At 64.5% G+C, this 15624-nt stretch carries 16 protein-coding genes (1 of these 16 only partly in view); 7 read left to right on the top strand and 9 right to left on the bottom strand.

The window, feature by feature from the left end; genetic code table 11:
* Together BMF35_RS05500 and BMF35_RS05495 are read left to right on the top strand one after the other, a co-directional pair.
* Positions 1-237 carry the 3' portion of a glycosyltransferase gene (locus BMF35_RS05500; protein ID WP_047007234.1) on the top strand. It extends 768 nt beyond the left edge of the window, so the window shows 237 of its 1005 coding nt (coding positions 769-1005); its start codon lies off the left edge, out of view; the stop codon is at positions 235-237.
* A gap of 12 nt (positions 238-249) precedes the next feature.
* Positions 250-1716: a lipopolysaccharide biosynthesis protein gene (locus BMF35_RS05495; protein WP_047007233.1), complete on the top strand. Its 1467-nt coding sequence runs from the start codon at positions 250-252 to the stop codon at positions 1714-1716.
* Here the strand turns inward: BMF35_RS05495 and BMF35_RS05490 are convergent.
* Both BMF35_RS05490 and BMF35_RS05485 read right to left on the bottom strand, forming a co-directional pair.
* The gene (locus BMF35_RS05490) at positions 1701-2552 is read right to left on the bottom strand and encodes a glycosyltransferase (protein WP_047007232.1); all 852 of its coding nucleotides are present in this window, start codon (positions 2550-2552) and stop codon (positions 1701-1703) included. The two genes, BMF35_RS05495 and BMF35_RS05490, sit on opposite strands and share 16 nt — an antisense overlap.
* Positions 2549-3181, bottom strand: coding sequence for a methyltransferase domain-containing protein (locus tag BMF35_RS05485; RefSeq protein WP_052766081.1), 633 nt, complete (start codon positions 3179-3181; stop codon positions 2549-2551). Before BMF35_RS05485 ends, BMF35_RS05490 begins: the two co-directional genes overlap by 4 nt.
* Positions 3182-3281: 100 nt before the next feature.
* On the opposite strand from BMF35_RS05485, the gene BMF35_RS05480 reads away from it, so the two are divergent.
* Positions 3282-4283: an aspartyl protease family protein gene (locus tag BMF35_RS05480; RefSeq protein WP_047007231.1), complete on the top strand. Its 1002-nt coding sequence runs from the start codon at positions 3282-3284 to the stop codon at positions 4281-4283.
* 112 nt (positions 4284-4395) lie between these two features.
* The gene (locus BMF35_RS05475; RefSeq protein WP_047007663.1) at positions 4396-6162 is read left to right on the top strand and encodes an ABCB family ABC transporter ATP-binding protein/permease; all 1767 of its coding nucleotides are present in this window, start codon (positions 4396-4398) and stop codon (positions 6160-6162) included.
* A 24-nt stretch (positions 6163-6186) separates the two neighbouring features.
* On the opposite strand, the gene BMF35_RS05470 is transcribed toward BMF35_RS05475, so the two are convergent.
* Entirely contained in the window at positions 6187-9027 is a 2841-nt protein-coding gene (locus BMF35_RS05470) for a M16 family metallopeptidase (RefSeq protein WP_047007230.1), read from the bottom strand.
* 229 nt (positions 9028-9256) lie between these two features.
* On the opposite strand from BMF35_RS05470, the gene BMF35_RS05465 reads away from it, so the two are divergent.
* Positions 9257-10762 (top strand): SulP family inorganic anion transporter, encoded by a 1506-nt coding sequence (locus BMF35_RS05465; RefSeq protein ID WP_047007662.1) that lies wholly within the window; start codon positions 9257-9259, stop codon positions 10760-10762.
* 50 nt (positions 10763-10812) lie between these two features.
* Here BMF35_RS05465 and BMF35_RS05460 read toward each other — a convergent pair whose 3' ends face one another.
* The 6 genes from BMF35_RS05460 to BMF35_RS05435 form a co-directional block, all read right to left on the bottom strand.
* Entirely contained in the window at positions 10813-11037 is a 225-nt protein-coding gene (locus tag BMF35_RS05460) for a hypothetical protein (protein WP_071961175.1), read from the bottom strand.
* On the bottom strand, positions 11030-11236 hold the full coding sequence (locus BMF35_RS05455; RefSeq protein ID WP_047007229.1) for a hypothetical protein: 207 nt from the start codon (positions 11234-11236) through the stop codon (positions 11030-11032). Before BMF35_RS05455 ends, BMF35_RS05460 begins: the two co-directional genes overlap by 8 nt.
* Before the next feature lie 77 nt (positions 11237-11313).
* Positions 11314-11568, bottom strand: a complete 255-nt coding sequence (locus BMF35_RS05450; RefSeq protein WP_047007661.1) for a hypothetical protein — start codon at positions 11566-11568, stop codon at positions 11314-11316.
* A gap of 190 nt (positions 11569-11758) precedes the next feature.
* Positions 11759-13060, bottom strand: coding sequence for an ATP-dependent protease ATPase subunit HslU (hslU, locus tag BMF35_RS05445; RefSeq protein ID WP_047007228.1), 1302 nt, complete (start codon positions 13058-13060; stop codon positions 11759-11761).
* Between the two features lie 98 nt (positions 13061-13158).
* On the bottom strand, positions 13159-13719 hold the full coding sequence (gene hslV, locus BMF35_RS05440; protein WP_047007227.1) for an ATP-dependent protease subunit HslV: 561 nt from the start codon (positions 13717-13719) through the stop codon (positions 13159-13161).
* Between the two features lie 68 nt (positions 13720-13787).
* Positions 13788-14255 carry an outer membrane protein assembly factor BamE gene (locus tag BMF35_RS05435; RefSeq protein ID WP_236781571.1) on the bottom strand — a complete coding sequence of 156 codons (468 nt, stop codon included), beginning with the start codon at positions 14253-14255 and terminating at the stop codon, positions 13788-13790.
* Between the two features lie 172 nt (positions 14256-14427).
* Between BMF35_RS05435 and BMF35_RS05430 the strand changes: the two genes are divergently transcribed.
* Positions 14428-14967 carry a ubiquinol-cytochrome C chaperone family protein gene (locus BMF35_RS05430; RefSeq protein WP_236781570.1) on the top strand — a complete coding sequence of 180 codons (540 nt, stop codon included), beginning with the start codon at positions 14428-14430 and terminating at the stop codon, positions 14965-14967.
* Positions 14964-15503, top strand: a complete 540-nt coding sequence (locus BMF35_RS05425; RefSeq protein ID WP_047007224.1) for a YceD family protein — start codon at positions 14964-14966, stop codon at positions 15501-15503. Before BMF35_RS05430 ends, BMF35_RS05425 begins: the two co-directional genes overlap by 4 nt.
* The last annotated feature ends 121 nt before the right edge of the window (positions 15504-15624 follow it).

Genomic DNA, 15624 nt, shown 5'->3' with positions numbered 1-15624 from the left:
GAAGAGCTCGACATGCTGTTCGGCGAAAGCGGCGTCGCACAGCGCGTTCGTGGCCGGGCGGCGTTCGGCCTGCTGCATTCGCGCAGCGCGCTAACGGGCGACGGGCTGGACCTTATTATACGGCACGTACGCGAAGGCGGCGCGCGCGAGGGGTTGTGGCGAACCGCTGCGCGCCTTGTCCGGTTCGGCCAACCGCTGCGCGCGGCGCGGCTTTCCGCAGCGCTGCTGGCGGCCTGAGGCGTAGCGGCGATGACAGCTTCCATGCGCGATAGCGTGAAGCGCGCCGTGATGTGGCGCTCCGGCAGCCAGGTCGCCGCGCAAGTGGTGGCATGGGGATCGACACTGATCGTCATCCGCATCCTCGACCCGGCCGATTACGGCCTGTTTGCCATGACGCAGGTCGTGATGGTCTTCCTCAGCTTCCTTGGCGGATTCGGGTTCGCCAGCTCGCTGATCCAGGACCGGGAGTTGACGGAGCAGAAGATCCGGCAAGCATTCGGCCTGCTGTTACTCATCAATGGCGGACTGGCGCTGGCGCAAGTGTTGCTCGCCCCGCTGGCCGCCGCCTATTACCGCACGCCGGATGTGACGGCCCTCCTGCGCGTTCAGGCGCTGATCTATCTTGCGACGCCTTTCATCGCCTTGCCCGAAGTGCTGCTGACGCGGGAGATGGATTTCCGCCGGCCGGCCATCGCCAATATTACCGCGACATTCGTATCCGCAGGCGTGGCGCTGTTCTGCGCCTTGTCCGATTTCGGCGTGTGGACACTGATCTTCGCGCCCATCGCCGCTTTCTGGACCCGCGCCGCCGCGCTGATGATTGCTGCGCGCTTCGCCTATCTACCAAGCTTCCGGCTGAAGGGCGCGCGCAAGATGTTCGATTTCGGCATCCTGTTGCTGGCGGGCCATTTCTTCTGGGTCGTGCTGACGCAGGCGGACATCTTCATCGCCGGCCGCGCGCTGGAACTGGCGCAGGTGGGCTTCTACGCCGAGGCGATGTTCCTCACCGGCATCATCGCGCACAAGCTTGTGCCCGCGTTGAACGAAGTCGCCTTTCCGGCCTATTCGCAATTGCAGGACGACCTGCCTGCCTTGCGCTTCTCTTTCCTGAAAGCGGTGCGCCTCGTGATGCTCGCCGTCTGCCCGATATATTTCGGGCTTGCCGTGACGTCGACGGAAGCGGTGCACCTGCTGCTGGGCGAGAAATGGTTGCCGCTCGCGCCCATAGTCACGGTGCTGGCGCTCGCCATGCCGGCGGTGACGCTGCACACCATGTTCGCCCCCGCGGTGAACGCGCTGGGCCATCCGCGCATCTCCATGTTCGCCTCGTTATGCGGCGCTGCGGTAATGCCATTGGCGTTCCTGCTGGCCGTACCTTTCGGCCCCATCGGCCTTGCATGGGTGTGGGTCGCGGCCTTCCCGCTGGTGCCGCTGACGGCCTTCCTGCTGTCGCGCCGCCTGCTGGGCATCGGCGCTGCCGACCTGCTGCGCGCGGTTGCTCCGGCGCTGGGCGCAAGCGCTGCCATGGCGCTGCCGGTCATGGCGCTGGGCGAGGCGCTGGGGCATTGGCCGGGCGTGCTGCGGCTGGCGGCGATGGTGAGCGCCGGCGCGGCGATCTATGGCGGGCTGCTCTATCTCTTCGCGCGTGCGACCCTGCTGGATGTGGTGGACCTGCTGTTCCGCCGCAAAGCGCCGGTGGTTCAGCCTGCCGAATAGGCCGTGGCCGCCCGCGCCATGCGAGCGAGCGCCAGCCGGTCGAACCACCACCATTGCGGCGAGCGGCGCGGCGCGAAACGCGGCAGCCATTCGGGATAGAGGCTCGCCAATTCGCGCGGGAGGGCTTCCGGGCCTTCGCCGCGCATGATGTGCGAGACGATGCGGTTCTGGAAATGCCGCACCGCGTAGTTGACCATGCGGCGATACTGGATCGAAAGACTGGCGGGAGAGAGCACGGTCGGCTCGCACAGGAAGCCTGCGCCCGAACACGGTACGACACGGTGATCGTCCCAATGATCCTCGTTCCGGCCATCGGTCTTGGCGATGGCGCAAATCAGGCCGTCATCGCCGATCAGGTCGTCCGGCAAGCGGATGCTGCGTTCGCGCAGAATGGCGACGAAGCTGCCGGACAAGGCATAAAGATCGCCGAACAGGCCATGCTCGCGCGCAATGGCTTCGGCATAGACAGCGGCCTTGCGGCCATTGCGCGGAAAAGCTGCGGCAGCGTTGGCGCCGGGATTGGCGGCAAGGCAACGGCCAAGCGCCTGCACCGAGCCTTGCGCAATTTCCGCATCGCCATCGACGAAGACATAGCAATCGGCCTTTGGCGCATCGCCATCCAGCATGAAGCGGTTCCAGCTGCGCGACTTGCCGCCCTGCTCGTATTCGTGAACCGTCACCCCGTCGAAGCCGCGTGCGATTTCGGCCGTGCGGTCCGTCGACCCGTTCACCACGACATGCACGTCCACACCTTCGGCGCCGAGCGGCAGGCTGGCGAGGCAGGTGCCGATTCGCCGCTCCTCATTATGCGCGAGGACAGTAACGCAGATCGTCATGCCGGATCGCGCAGCTTCTGCGCAAAGGCCCAAACGGTCACGGGAAAATCGCGCTCGTTCGTCAGCCTGCGCTTCCAGCCGGTGCGGGCCCATCGGTTGAGGTTCGCTTTCACCGCCGCGCGATTGCCCCAGCTGCCTGTGGCGATGCTGGCCGGATCGAAACCATTATCCTCAAGGAAATGGCGCATCCCCTGCTCCGTCCAGCGAGTACAATCATTAGGAATGTCGTGCCGCCTGATCATGAAAGGCGTAATGTTCACGAACCAGCCGCCCGGTTTCAGCATGGTCAGCACGTTCTGCGTTGCGCGCCAGGGGTGCAGCAGGTGCTCCCACACATTGTCGGCGATGCAGATATCGAACTGCCGGTCCAGCACGTCTTCGCAAATGTCGTGATCGGGCCAATTCATCTCGGTATAGCTGCCCCAGCCGATTTCGCGCCATTTCCAGCCAGCGGCAATCTCCAGCGCGTCCATCTCGCCTGTCGGCAGGTCGGCGAGAAAGGTCTCCACCTCTCCATAGGCGACGGTGCGCGTGATATGCGTCTTGTCGTAGCCGACGGCTTTCGCGGCGCGCATCGCAAGGGCTTTGAACGCAGGGGTCATGGTGAAGGCCGCATACACCACCAGCATTTAAGGATTGCTTGCCCCGATTTGGGCGGTTGGTCGCGGCGTGGTAGGATACGCGGCGCGGCTGGTGACGGGACTCGGACAGCCGTTCGGGAGAACGACAATGAACTGGGTTGCAATCGCAGGCGCGGCAGCGCTGCTGGGGGCCGGAAGCGGCATCCCCACCGATCCGGTCATGCCGCTGCCGGACATCGAGAGCGAAGCCGAAACCGAACAGGTGGACGCTGCCGAAGAGCCTGTCTCCGAAACCATCGGCATGCAGATCGAGCGGTATCGCCGCATGACAGTCCCGGTCACCATTATGGGCACCGGCCCCTACCGCTTCATGGTCGATACCGGATCGCAAGCCACCGTGCTCTCGACCGAACTGGCGGACGAGCTGCAATTGCTCGAGCGCGAGACCGCCAACCTTGTCGGTATGGCCAGCACGCGTCTGGTGGAGACAACCTTCGTGCCCGATTTCGGCATTGGCGAGCGGACCATATCCATCCGCACCGCCCCACTGGTAGAGCGCAGCAATATCGGCGCGGCGGACGGCATTCTCGGCCTCGACAGCCTGCAGGACCAGCGCGTTTTGCTGGATTTCCGCGCCGGTGAGATGATCGTCTCCGACAGCTACGAGATGGGCACCGCCAATGGCTATGACATCACCGTTCGCGCGCGCGAGCGGCTGGGCCAGCTTATCATTCACCGCGCCGTGCTGGACGGAGTGCGGGTACGCGTAATCGTTGATACCGGCGCCACCGGCTCTGTCGGCAATCCTGCCTTGCAGGAAAGGTTGCGCCGTCGCCGCGATTTGGCGGATGCGACTATCACCGATGTGAACGGCATCGCAATCGCCAGCGAAACCAGCCTCGCGCGAAATCTGGAGCTGGGCGGCGCGACGGTGCAGAACATCGTCATTTCCTTTGCCGACAGTCCGGCGTTTCATCATCTCGGCCTCGACGACCGGCCTGCGCTGATCCTCGGCATGGCGGAGCTGCGCCTGTTCGACCGGGTAGCCATAGATTTCCGCTCGCGCAAAGTGCTGTTCGACATCCCGGGCGGTGTCCCGACCGACCAGGCATGGCGTTTCAACCAGCCCGCAACACGCCTTCGCGACTGACGCGCGCAGCCTCCGACCCTTGTGAGGTGCCCCGCAAGGCCCCACCTTGCGCGGCGTAGTGAAAGATTTTCCCACCCAGACGAAGCCCGGCGAGCGTGCCGACTGGGCGACCATGCGCCGCTTCCTGCCCTATCTCTGGCCCAAGGGCCGGCCCGAGCTGAAGCGCCGCATAGTCGGCGCGGGCATTCTGGTGCTTGCGGCCAAGGCCGTCATCCTCGCTCTGCCGCTTGCCTACGCAAACGCTGTCGACACCATGAGCGCGGACGGCGATCCCGCACTGTGGGTCGCGCTGGCACTGGTGATTGCCTATGCCGCAGGCCGCTTCGGCAGCGTTTTCTTCGAACAGGTGCGCAACATCACTTTCAACCGCGTCGGGCAGGATGCCGTGCGCGAGCTGACGGAGGATGTCTTCGCGCGGCTGCACCGGCTGTCCCTGCGCTTCCACCTCTCGCGCCGGACGGGCGAGATCACCCGCATCATGGAGCGCGGCACACGCTCGATCAGCTCCATGCTGTATTTCCTGCTGTTCAACATCGCGCCGACCATCATCGAACTGACGGTGGTCGCGGTGATTTTCTGGACTCTGTTCGGGTGGGAACTGGTCGCGGCGACCGCCGTCACCGTGGTCAGCTTCATCTGGGTGACGCAGGCCATCACCGAATGGCGCGTCAAGCTGCGCAAGGAGATGAACGATCTCGATGGCACCGCGATGGCCCGCGCGGTGGACAGCCTGCTGAATTACGAGACGGTCAAGTATTTCGGCGCGGAGGAGCGCGAACGCAGCCGCTATTCGCGCACCGCGGCCGCCTATTCCGAAGCCGCTATCAAGACCGAGAACTCGCTTGGCCTGCTCAACATCGTGCAGGCGGTGATCCTCAACCTGATGATGGGCTTTGCCATGGCATGGACGGTGTGGGGCTGGTCGCAGGGTCGCCTGTCACCGGGCGATCTGGTGCTGGTGAACACCTATCTGTTGCAGCTTTTCCGCCCGCTCGACATGCTGGGCTGGGTCTATCGCACGATCCGGCAAGGCCTGATCGACATGGCCGACATGTTCGGCCTAATGGATACGGCTGTCGAGGTGCAGGATGCGCCCGGCGCGCCTGCCCTGATCGTGCGTCGCCCGGTCGTGACATTCGAGAATGTCAGCTTCGGATACGAGAAGGACAGGCAGATCCTGCACGGCCTGACCTTCGAGGCACCGGCGGGCGCGACAGTGGCGCTGGTCGGCCCCTCGGGGGCGGGCAAATCGACCATCGGGCGGCTGCTGTTCCGCTTCTACGATCCGTGGGAAGGGCGCATCTGTGTCGACGGGCAGGATATCAGCCAGGTGACGCAGGAAAGCCTTCGCCAGATGATCGGCATCGTCCCGCAGGATAGCGTGCTGTTCAACGACACGATCGGCTACAATATTGCCTATGGTCGTGACGAGCCGGACGCGGGCGCCATCCGCCGCGCCGCCGCCGATGCCGCCATCCTGCCCTTTATCGAGGCACTGCCGCAGGGCTTCGACACCGAAGTGGGCGAGCGCGGCTTGAAGCTGTCTGGCGGGGAAAAGCAGCGGGTGGCCATCGCCCGCACGCTGCTGAAGAACCCGCCCATCCTGTTGCTCGACGAGGCGACGAGCGCGCTGGATTCGCGCACCGAGCAGGACATTCTCGATACGCTTTCGCGCGTCACCACGGGCCGCACCACGCTGGCCATCGCCCACCGCCTGTCGACGATTGCCGATGCCGACATCATCAATGTCATGGACACCGGACGCATCGTGGAAAGCGGCAGCCATGCAGACCTGCTACGCCGCGATGGGCTCTACGCCGAAATGTGGAACCGCCAGCAAAGCGAGGCGGAGGACAGCGAGCGGGAAGCGGCCGAATAGCCGCCGCTCCTGCCGCTTGCCCGGTCAGCCGCCCATCCGCGCCCGCCCGGTGTCGAGGTCCAGCTGGTCCGCCGGGATCACTTCCACGTCATCGCGCAATTCGCGTAGTTCTTGCACGAACGCATCGGCGTTGCCGACCACGATCAGCGTCGCCGCATCGGGATCGAAATAGCGCGCGGCAGCGGCGCTGGCCTGTTCGGCAGTGACCGCGTTCACATAATCGGCGTAATTGCCGATTTCGGACGGATCGACGCCCAGCGTCAGCAGGTTGGCCAACTGCCCGGCATAGCCCGAAGAGCTTTCGAGGCTGCGCTCATAGCCGCCCGTCAGATACAGCCGCCGCCGGTCCAGCAATTCATCAGCCAAAGGCTCGCTGCCGATGCGTTCGAACTCGTTCAGCATCACTTCGACCACCTCGTCGACGGTCTCGTTGGCGGTCTGTGCGCTCGCTTGCAGGAAGGGCGATTCCGCCAGCGCGGCAATGCCCGAATAAGACCCATAGGAAAGCGCGCGATTGGTGCGGATTTCCTCGAACAGGCGCCCGCTCGATCCGCCGCCCAGCACGGCATTGGCGAGAACCAGCGGATAATAGGCGTCGTCGGTCACTTCCGGCGCGCGGCCGACAAGATAGACGGCAGCCTGACCTGCATCGGGCATGTCGATAACCACGGTGCGCGGCTGGAGCGCGGGACCCGCGCGATCCTGGATCATCGGCGCGACCGGCGTTTCGGACTGCCAGTCTCCGAACAGCTCCTCGGCAAGAGCGAACGCCTGTTCGGGCGCAATGCCGCCGCTGACTACGATCTGCGCACGCGATGGATGCCAGTATGTCTGCTGGTGGCGAAGCAGGTCGTCCCGCGTAATGCTGGCGATGGATTCCAGCGTGCCTCCCGTATTATTGCCGTAGGGCGCGTCGCCATAGAGCACCGGGCTGAGAGCCATGCGCGCCAATGCGCCCGGCTCGTTCATCGCATTGCGCAGGCCGTTGAGGGCACGCGCCCGATCACGCTCCAGAATGTCTTCGGGATAGACCGGATTGCGGATCACATCGGAAAGGATTTCGCCCGCCGCCTCCATGTTGGCGACCGGCGCTGTCAGCGTGAAGCCGGAGCGATCGGTGCTGGCCCCGCCGCCCATGCTGGCACCAAGGCTTTCCAGCCGCGCAGCAATTTCGGCCGCGCTGCGGGTGGTTGTGCCCTGCTCTGCCAGCGCGGCAGCGAAACTGGCGACGCCGGCCTTCTCGCGGCTGTCGCTCACGCTGCCGCCGGGCAGCAATACGCTCATCGTGGCAATCGGCACATCGCCCGTCTGCACGGCAAGCACCTCGATGCCGTTGGCCAGCGTGCGAGTCACGAAGTCGGGGGTTTCCACCACCGGCACCGCGCCCGGGCCGGGAGGCGCTTCGCGCTCCGCCTCGGGCAGCACCGCCAGCGGCTCGCCCACGGGCGCGGGCAGCGTCCGGAATGTCGGCATGGGCGCGGGATTGGCGAAGCTCGCCGGGTCGAACTCGCCGCGCGTCAGCGTAAAATCCGTGCGCGCCTGCGGATCGAGCCAGGTCTGCGCCACGCGCTGCACATCGGCGATGGTCACATTGGCAATCGCTTCCAGCCGCATGTCGGCAGCGCGCGGATTGCCCGTGCTCACCAGCGCCTCGCCCAGTTCGAAAGCGCGGCCCCGCGCAGTCTCGCGTCGGCGCAATGTGCTGGCGATGATCTCGTTCTTCGCCTCTGCCAGCTCGGCCTCGGTCACCGGCTCCTCGCGCACGCGCGCGGTTTCCGCGGCCAGCGCGGCAGCGACAGGGCCGAAATCGGCATCGGGCGCAACGCGCGCATACTGCACGAACTGGCCGCCCTCCTCCTGCTGATAGGCGTATTGCACCGTGCCCACGGCCAGCGAGCTTTCGATCAGCGCGCGGTAGAGGCGGCTGTTCTGCCCGCTGCTCATGATCATATCCAACACTTCGATCGCTGCGGTATCGGGGTGCGTCGCTTCGGGCAGCTGCCACACCGTGCCGACCAGCGGCAGGGCGACATTGGGCGCGCTTGCTTCGACCATGCGCGGCTGGGTTCGCTGTTGCTCGCGGATCGTGATCGCCACATCGACAGGATTGGCGCGCGGCGGGATGTCGCCGAAATACTCGTCGACCAGCGCGCGCAGATTATCGATCTCGAAATTGCCGGCAACGATCAGCGTGGCGGTGTCCGGCCCGTAATAGGCCTGGTGGAAAGCGCGGGCATCGTCCAGCGTGGCGGCATCGAGATCCTCGATACTGCCGATGCCGGGTCGCCGATGCGGCAGGCGGTCGAAGGTGATTTCGGGCAGCACCACGCGCTGGAACAGGCCGTAAGGCGGTGCCAGCACGCGGGTGCGGTATTCCTCTTTCACGACGTTGCGCTCGGTCTCGAACACCTCGTCATCCACAACCGGGAAGGCCATGCGCTCGCGGTGCGTCCACAGCATGGTTTCGAGATATTGCGCGGGCACCGTCTCGAAATAATTCGTGCGGTCCGTGCCGTTGGACGCATTGCGTGTGCCGCCGACATCGGCGGTGAGATCGTAGATCATATTGTACGGCATATTCACCGTCTTGCGGCTGAGGATATGCTCGAACAGATGCGCGAAACCGCTGCGGCCTTCAGGGTCCAGCTTGCTGCCGATCTCGTACCACAGGCTGGTGGTGACAGTGGCCGTGGTGTCGTCCTGCACGGCGATGACGCGCAGGCCGTTATCCAGCGTCCATTCGGTAAAGTCGATCTCCGGCGCGGTAAGCGCGGGCGCCGTATCGGCAGCGTCCTGCGCAAAGGCAGGCTGCGTGGCGCATAGTGCGAGTGCCACCGCGCTGGTGGCGAGAAAACGAAATGTCATTGCTGGTAAGCCCCTCTCGAATAATGTCTTTCACAATAGACCGCACGCGCCCGCGAAGTGCAAGATGCGCGCAAGGCCCTCTCGACGAACGGCCAACGGGGTCCGGCAAGGGTCTCGCTACCAGTCTCCACCCTTGAATTGTGCAGTGCACCATGTATGGGAGCCTTGAACGTTCCTGGCGGGCGTGGCCAAGGGTGCCGGCGCCGCCATCAAGCATATTGGACTGACCATGATCGACACCGCCGCGCTGAAGCGCGACTGGCTGGCGCAGCCGCGCGCCGACATTCTTGCAGGCATCGTCGTCGCCCTCGCGCTGATCCCGGAAGCCATCGGCTTCTCGATCATTGCAGGCGTCGATCCGCGCGTGGGGCTCTATGCCTCTATCGCCATCGCCATGATCATCGCCTTTACCGGTGGCAGGCCCGGCATGATCTCTGCCGCGACCGCTGCGGTGGCCGTCGTCGTCATCCCGCTGGTCCGCGATTACGGGGTGGATTACCTGTTCGCCGCCACGATCCTGATGGGCATTTTCCAGGGCATTGCCGCATTGCTGCGGCTGGACCTTCTGATGCAGTTCGTGGGCCGCGCGGTCATCATCGGCTTCGTCAATGCGCTGGCGATCCTCATTTTCATGGCGCAGCTACCGCAGCTCGACCCGACCGCGGACGGGGTCAACTGGATCACCTATGCCATGGTCGCGGGCGCGCTGGCCATCATTTACCTGCTGCCCAAGCTGACCACGTCTGTGCCCAGCCCGCTGGTCGCCATTATCGTGCTTGGCGGACTGTCCATCTGGCTGGACCTGCCCATCAACACGGTAGGCGATATGGGCGACATCCCCGAAGGCCTCCCTTCGCTGTTGCTGCCCGATGTACCGCTGTCATGGGAAACCTTCCTCATCATCGCGCCCTATTCGGCCACCATGGCTGCCGTCGGCCTGATCGAGAGCCTGCTGACCGCCAAGATCGTGGACGACATGACCCATACCGGCTCCAACAAGCGGCGCGAGACCTGGGGCCAGGGCGTCGCCAATATCGGCGCGGCGATGGTCGGCGGCATGGGCGGCTGCGCGATGATCGGGCAGTCGGTCATCAACGTGACCAGCGGCGGGCGCGGGCGGCTGTCCACTTTCGTGGCCGGTCTTACCCTGCTGGTCCTGCTCTGGCTGCTAGGCCCTGTCGTGGGCCAGATCCCCATGCCCGCGCTTGTCGCGGTGATGATCATGGTGAGCATCGGCACATTCAGCTGGACGAGCATCCCCAATCTTCGCCGCCATCCCTGGCAGGCGAGCGTGGTGATGCTGGCGACCGTCATCACCGTGGTGACGACGCACAATCTCGCGCTCGGCGTGCTGGTGGGCGTGCTGCTGTCGGGCATCTTCTTCGCCGCTCTGGTGATGAACCTCTTCAGCGTGGAGCGCACCCGCGACGGCGAAAAGGCGCTCTACACCGTCACCGGCCAGATCTTCTTCGCCAGTGTCGAGCGGTTCAACGATGCCATGTACCCGGAGAGCCAGCGCGACGATCCGGCCGACCACGTGGTGATCGACGTATCGAAAGCGCATTTCTGGGATATTTCCAGCGCCGGCGCGCTCGATGCCATAGTCGAGCGCATGCGCCGCAACGGACGCAGCGTGCAGGTGATCGGCCTGAATGAAGCCAGCGCCGACATGATCGACAAGCACGCCGTGGTGGACCGGACGGGCGTGGAAATCGGGCTTGCGCCGCATCCCTGATAGGGGCGGCTGCACGACATTGGCTCAATCTGTGAGGGTGGGCGAGCCGATCAGCCTATCGAGGCGGTGAAAGGCGTCGATTGCCGGGCAAGCTGCGCTTTCGCGTCTTCCAGCCGGGCGTAGGTATAGCTTCCCACGCGGTAACGCACCGTCTTCTCGGCGGTGATGCCTTCGGGCAACGCGTCATGGACTGCGCCCGCGACGGAGCCACCTTCGTTCTCCCACTCGGAATCCGCCGATCGCGCTAGCGTTGCCGGGTTCTTTCTCTCAGGCATCTTGCCCTCCCTTACCGCTGTTCACGGTTTCTCGATCGTTCAGCCAGGCGAGCTCGGACAAGCCATTGGCCTTGCGCCACCGGGTGATGCGCGCGGCGCGGTTTTTCAGCTGTGCCAGAGCCTCGACCCGTTCTTCAGGCGAAAGCGACCGGTCGACTTTCATCGCCGCGATCTGGTGATCGAAAAGAAACTGGTTCATCGGCATGGTGAAAATCCTGACGAAAAAAAGCGCGTAGGCCGGGCACGCAATGCGCCCGGCCTCGCATGTTGTCCGGATCAGCCCTGCTGTTTGCCGGCCTGGGCCTTCTGCGTGTCGGCATCGCCCTGCTGATGCTGCAGGTTCACCGCGTGCTTCTTGCCGCCATCGACTTCGCTGGTGTCGAAGCTGTAGCGGTCATCGACCTTGGGCATCTGGCCTTCCTGCTGGAGATCGACCTTCTTGAAGCGGAGCGCGTCGCCGCCCTTTTCGGGAGTGATCGAGCCGGTGCCGCTGCTGCTGTCGTAGCTCTTGATCTTGCCGTAATGTGTCATGTGCATGTCCTTCACGCGAGGTTGCAGCGCGCCAGAATCGACCCGGCTGCGACTAAGAGGCGAAACTGAAGGAGAGAGCTTCCCGGTAGGGAAGCGGTGCCCGTCGATTGCGACTGGTAGCTATATCTTAAGTGGGAACGGGCGGCGACGATTACAACCGTCGCCGCCCGTTATATCTCGCGCCGACGCCTTAGAGCACGTATTTGCTCAGATCCGTGTCGCCGGCGAGATCAGCCAGCTTGCCGCGTACATAATCGGCGTCCACCGTCACTTGCTGACCGGCCATATCCTCGGCTTCGAAGCTCAGTTCCTCGAACAGCTTTTCCATAACCGTTTGCAGGCGGCGGGCGCCGATATTTTCGACGCCTTCATTGACCTGCGCGGCCAGCTTGGCGACTTCCGCCACGGCATCGTCGGTCATCTCGACATCCAGCTTTTCGGTGCCGAGTAGCGCCTTGTACTGGCTGACCAGATTGGCGCGCGTTTCGGAGAGGATGCGAACGAAATCCTCCTCGGTAAGGCTGCGCAGTTCGACGCGGATCGGCAGGCGGCCCTGCAATTCGGGCAGCATGTCCGATGGCTTGGCGACGTGGAACGCGCCCGATGCGATAAATAGCACGTGGTCGGTCTTCATCGGACCGTATTTGGTGCTGACAGTCGTGCCTTCGATCAGTGGCAGCAAATCGCGCTGCACGCCTTCGCGGGAGACGGAGCCGCCGCGCACATCGCTGACGGCGATCTTGTCTACCTCGTCGAGGAAGACGATGCCGTTCGTTTCCGCATTCTGAAGGGCGGTGCGCGCGACATCGTCCTGGTCCATACGCTTTTCGGCTTCTTCATCGACCAGCTTGTCCCACGCATCGGGCACTTTCAGCTTGCGCTTCTTCTTGGGCGGGCCGCCGAAGGCCTTGCCCATCATTTCGCCGAGGTTGATCATGGTCGCGCCGCCGCCCATGCCGGGAATGTCCATCTGCATGCCCTGCTGTTCAGCCACCTCGATCTCGACTTCAGTGTCGTTCATCGAATTGTCGGTGATGCGCTGGCGGAAGCTTTCGCGCGTCGCCTCGCTGGCCCCTGCGCCGACCAGCGCATCCAGCAAGCGCTGCATCGCGGCTTCGCTCGCCGCCTCGCGCACGGCTTCGCGGCGCTTGTCCTTTTCCAGCCGGATCGCATCTTCCACCAGGTCGCGCGCGATCTGTTCCACGTCGCGGCCGACATAGCCGACCTCGGTGAACTTGGTCGCCTCGACCTTCACGAACGGCGCTTCGGCCAGCTTGGCAAGGCGGCGGCTGATTTCCGTCTTGCCGCAGCCGGTGGGGCCGATCATCAGGATATTCTTGGGCGTCACCTCGTCGCGCAGATCATCGCGCAGGCGTTGTCGCCGCCAGCGATTGCGCAGCGCCACGGCAACCGCGCGCTTGGCATCCTTCTGGCCGATAATGTGTTCGTCGAGTGCGGCGACGATGGCTTTGGGGGTGAGGTTGTCCATGATTGCCTTGAAAATGTCCGTTCGTCCTGAGCCTGTCGAGGGGCGAAATGGTGCAAGCTTCGTGGTTCGACAGGCTCACCACGAACAGCCCTATGGGGCCGCTAAACGGTTTCCACCGTCACATTGCCATTGGTGAAGACGCACACATCCGCCGCCACCTGCATGGCGCGGCGGGCGATTTTCTCGGCGTCTTCCTCGTAATCGGAGAGCGCGCGTGCGGCGGCGAGCGCGTAATTGCCGCCGGACCCGATGGCCGCGATCCCGCCTTCGGGCTCCAGCACATCGCCATTGCCGGTGAGGACCAGCAGCGTGTCCTTGTCGGCTACGATCATCAGCGCTTCGAGATTGCGGAGATACTTGTCGGTGCGCCAGTCCTTGGCGAGTTCAACGGCGGCGCGCAGCAGCTGGCCGCTATGCTGTTCCAGCTTGCGCTCCAGCCGCTCGAACAGGGTAAAGGCGTCTGCGGTAGCGCCGGCGAAACCCGCAACCACCTTGCCGCCATCGCCGATGCGGCGGACCTTCTTCGCGTTGGGCTTCATCACGGTATTGCCCATCGAGACCTGCCCATCGCCCGCGATGACGGTGTTATCGCCGCGTTTCACGCCGATGATGGTGGTGCCGTGCCACTGGGTGAGGCCGTGGCTCGCTCTATCGTCACTCATGGCGGCGGATATGGGCAGGACGGTGCGGCTGTTCAAGCACGCGCTGGCTCGCCTTCCGAGCAGCCGGTTTATTGACCCGGAGGACGCCCGCCGCCGCCTGCACCAGGCGCGCCCGGTGCGCCGACCCGGCCGATATTGCCGAACAGGTCTTCCAGGAAGCCGCGCTCGCGGCCCAGCGTCGGGGTGGTATCGCTTTCAGGGTCGATCCGGGCGATCTGATCGATCCCGGTCACATCGGTGGAGACGACATTGCCCGCCTCGTCGAAATGCACGGCCAGCACGGAATGCGTGTCGATCCGCGGCTGGCTGAAAGGCGCCTGGGCCGTGCGGCTGGAGACGTAATACCACACCGGATCGCCGAACTGGCTGGTAAGCGAGGGCTGCCCCAGCGTACCGCGCACCGATTCGCGATTGTCGAGGCCCGGCTGCACCGAGGCGATCAGCACGCTATCGTTGATATAGCCGCGATGCACATCGATGGAGGAACAGCCCGCCAGCACCGTCGCCGACGCCAGCACAAGACCTGCGCGCTTCATCCAACCCATCGAAAACAACCTTCCATCCAGATACAGTCAATCGGGGCACGGGCCAAAGACACGCTTTGCGTGACGAGACCGGCCTACCTATATGCCGCCAAGCTGTAGGCGCGAAGGCCACGGCTTGCAACGCCAAGCCTCGCCTGCCGCCCCGGCTTTGAACACCTGCTTAATGACGAAAGCTGCCACGCCAATGTCCTTCCTCAGCCGCCTGTTTGGCATGAAACCCGATCCGCGCGAGGAATTGCGCCCGCTATGGCACAGCGTGGTCGCCACATCGCGCGAGCCGGAATGGTATCGCGATTGCCACGTAGAAGACACGGTGGATGGTCGCTTCGACATGATCGCGCTGGTGCTCTCGCTCGTCACCCTGCGCATGGAAAGGAGCGAAGACCTTGCCCCGCGCACCGGCCTGCTGACCGAATTGTTCGTGGAAGACATGGATCGCCAGCTGCGCGATAGCGGCGTGGGCGACCTGATGGTGGGCAAGAAGATGGGCAAGATCATGGCGGCTGTCGGCGGCCAGATGGGCGCGCTGCGCACCGCGCTGGCAAGCGATGAGGATGCGGAGCTTGCCGCCGTGCTGGAACGGAACATGCGCGTTTCGGGGGAGGCTCCGCCCATGGCACTGGCCGCACGCACACGGGCGCTGGCCAATGATCTGGCGGCACAGAGCGATGCCGATATCCTTGCCGGAAGGCTGCGCGCATGAGCGATACCGGCACCCCGTCCGCACCCGAATTCTCGCGCATGGTGGACCGCCGCTCGATCACCGCAGAGCCGGTGACGCTGGAAGCGAACGAGGCGGAGCGCGCTGCGCTGGCCCGCCGGTTCGAGATTGTTTCGGTCGAGCATTTGCACGCTACCGTTACGCTGGAAGCGGATGGCGAGGTGGTGAATGCGAAAGGCACGCTCGATGCCGCCATCGTGCAAAGCTGCGCCGTATCGGGCGACGACCTGCCGCAGACCGTCTCCGAGGAACTGACGCTGCGCTTCGTGCCAGAAAGCGCGCTGCCCGCTTACAGTCCGGACGAGGAAGTCGAACTGACAGAGGACGAGCTCGACGAGATCCCCTATTCCGGCACCGCCTTCGACCTTGGCGAAGCCGTGGCGCAGACATTGGCGCTCGCCATCGATCCCTATGCCGAAGGCCCCGACGCGGACTCCGCCCGCCGCGCGCACGGCCTTGTCGAGGAGGGCGACGAGGACGGCCCGCTGGCCGACATGCTGCGCGGATTGAAGGGTTAGGTCTCGGCGTAGCCGTCCTCATCCCACGCGCGGTACCCAGCATGGTTTCCGCCAAATGGGAGAATGCGCGACGCGACTGGTCTCAGCCGGACCATGCGCTATCGTGCGCGGCAAGCTGGTC

Origin of the sequence: Aurantiacibacter gangjinensis (assembly GCF_001886695.1) — a bacterium.
In the GTDB taxonomy this organism is placed as follows: domain Bacteria; phylum Pseudomonadota; class Alphaproteobacteria; order Sphingomonadales; family Sphingomonadaceae; genus Alteraurantiacibacter; species Alteraurantiacibacter gangjinensis.
This window is presented reverse-complemented; position numbering and strand designations above follow the sequence as displayed.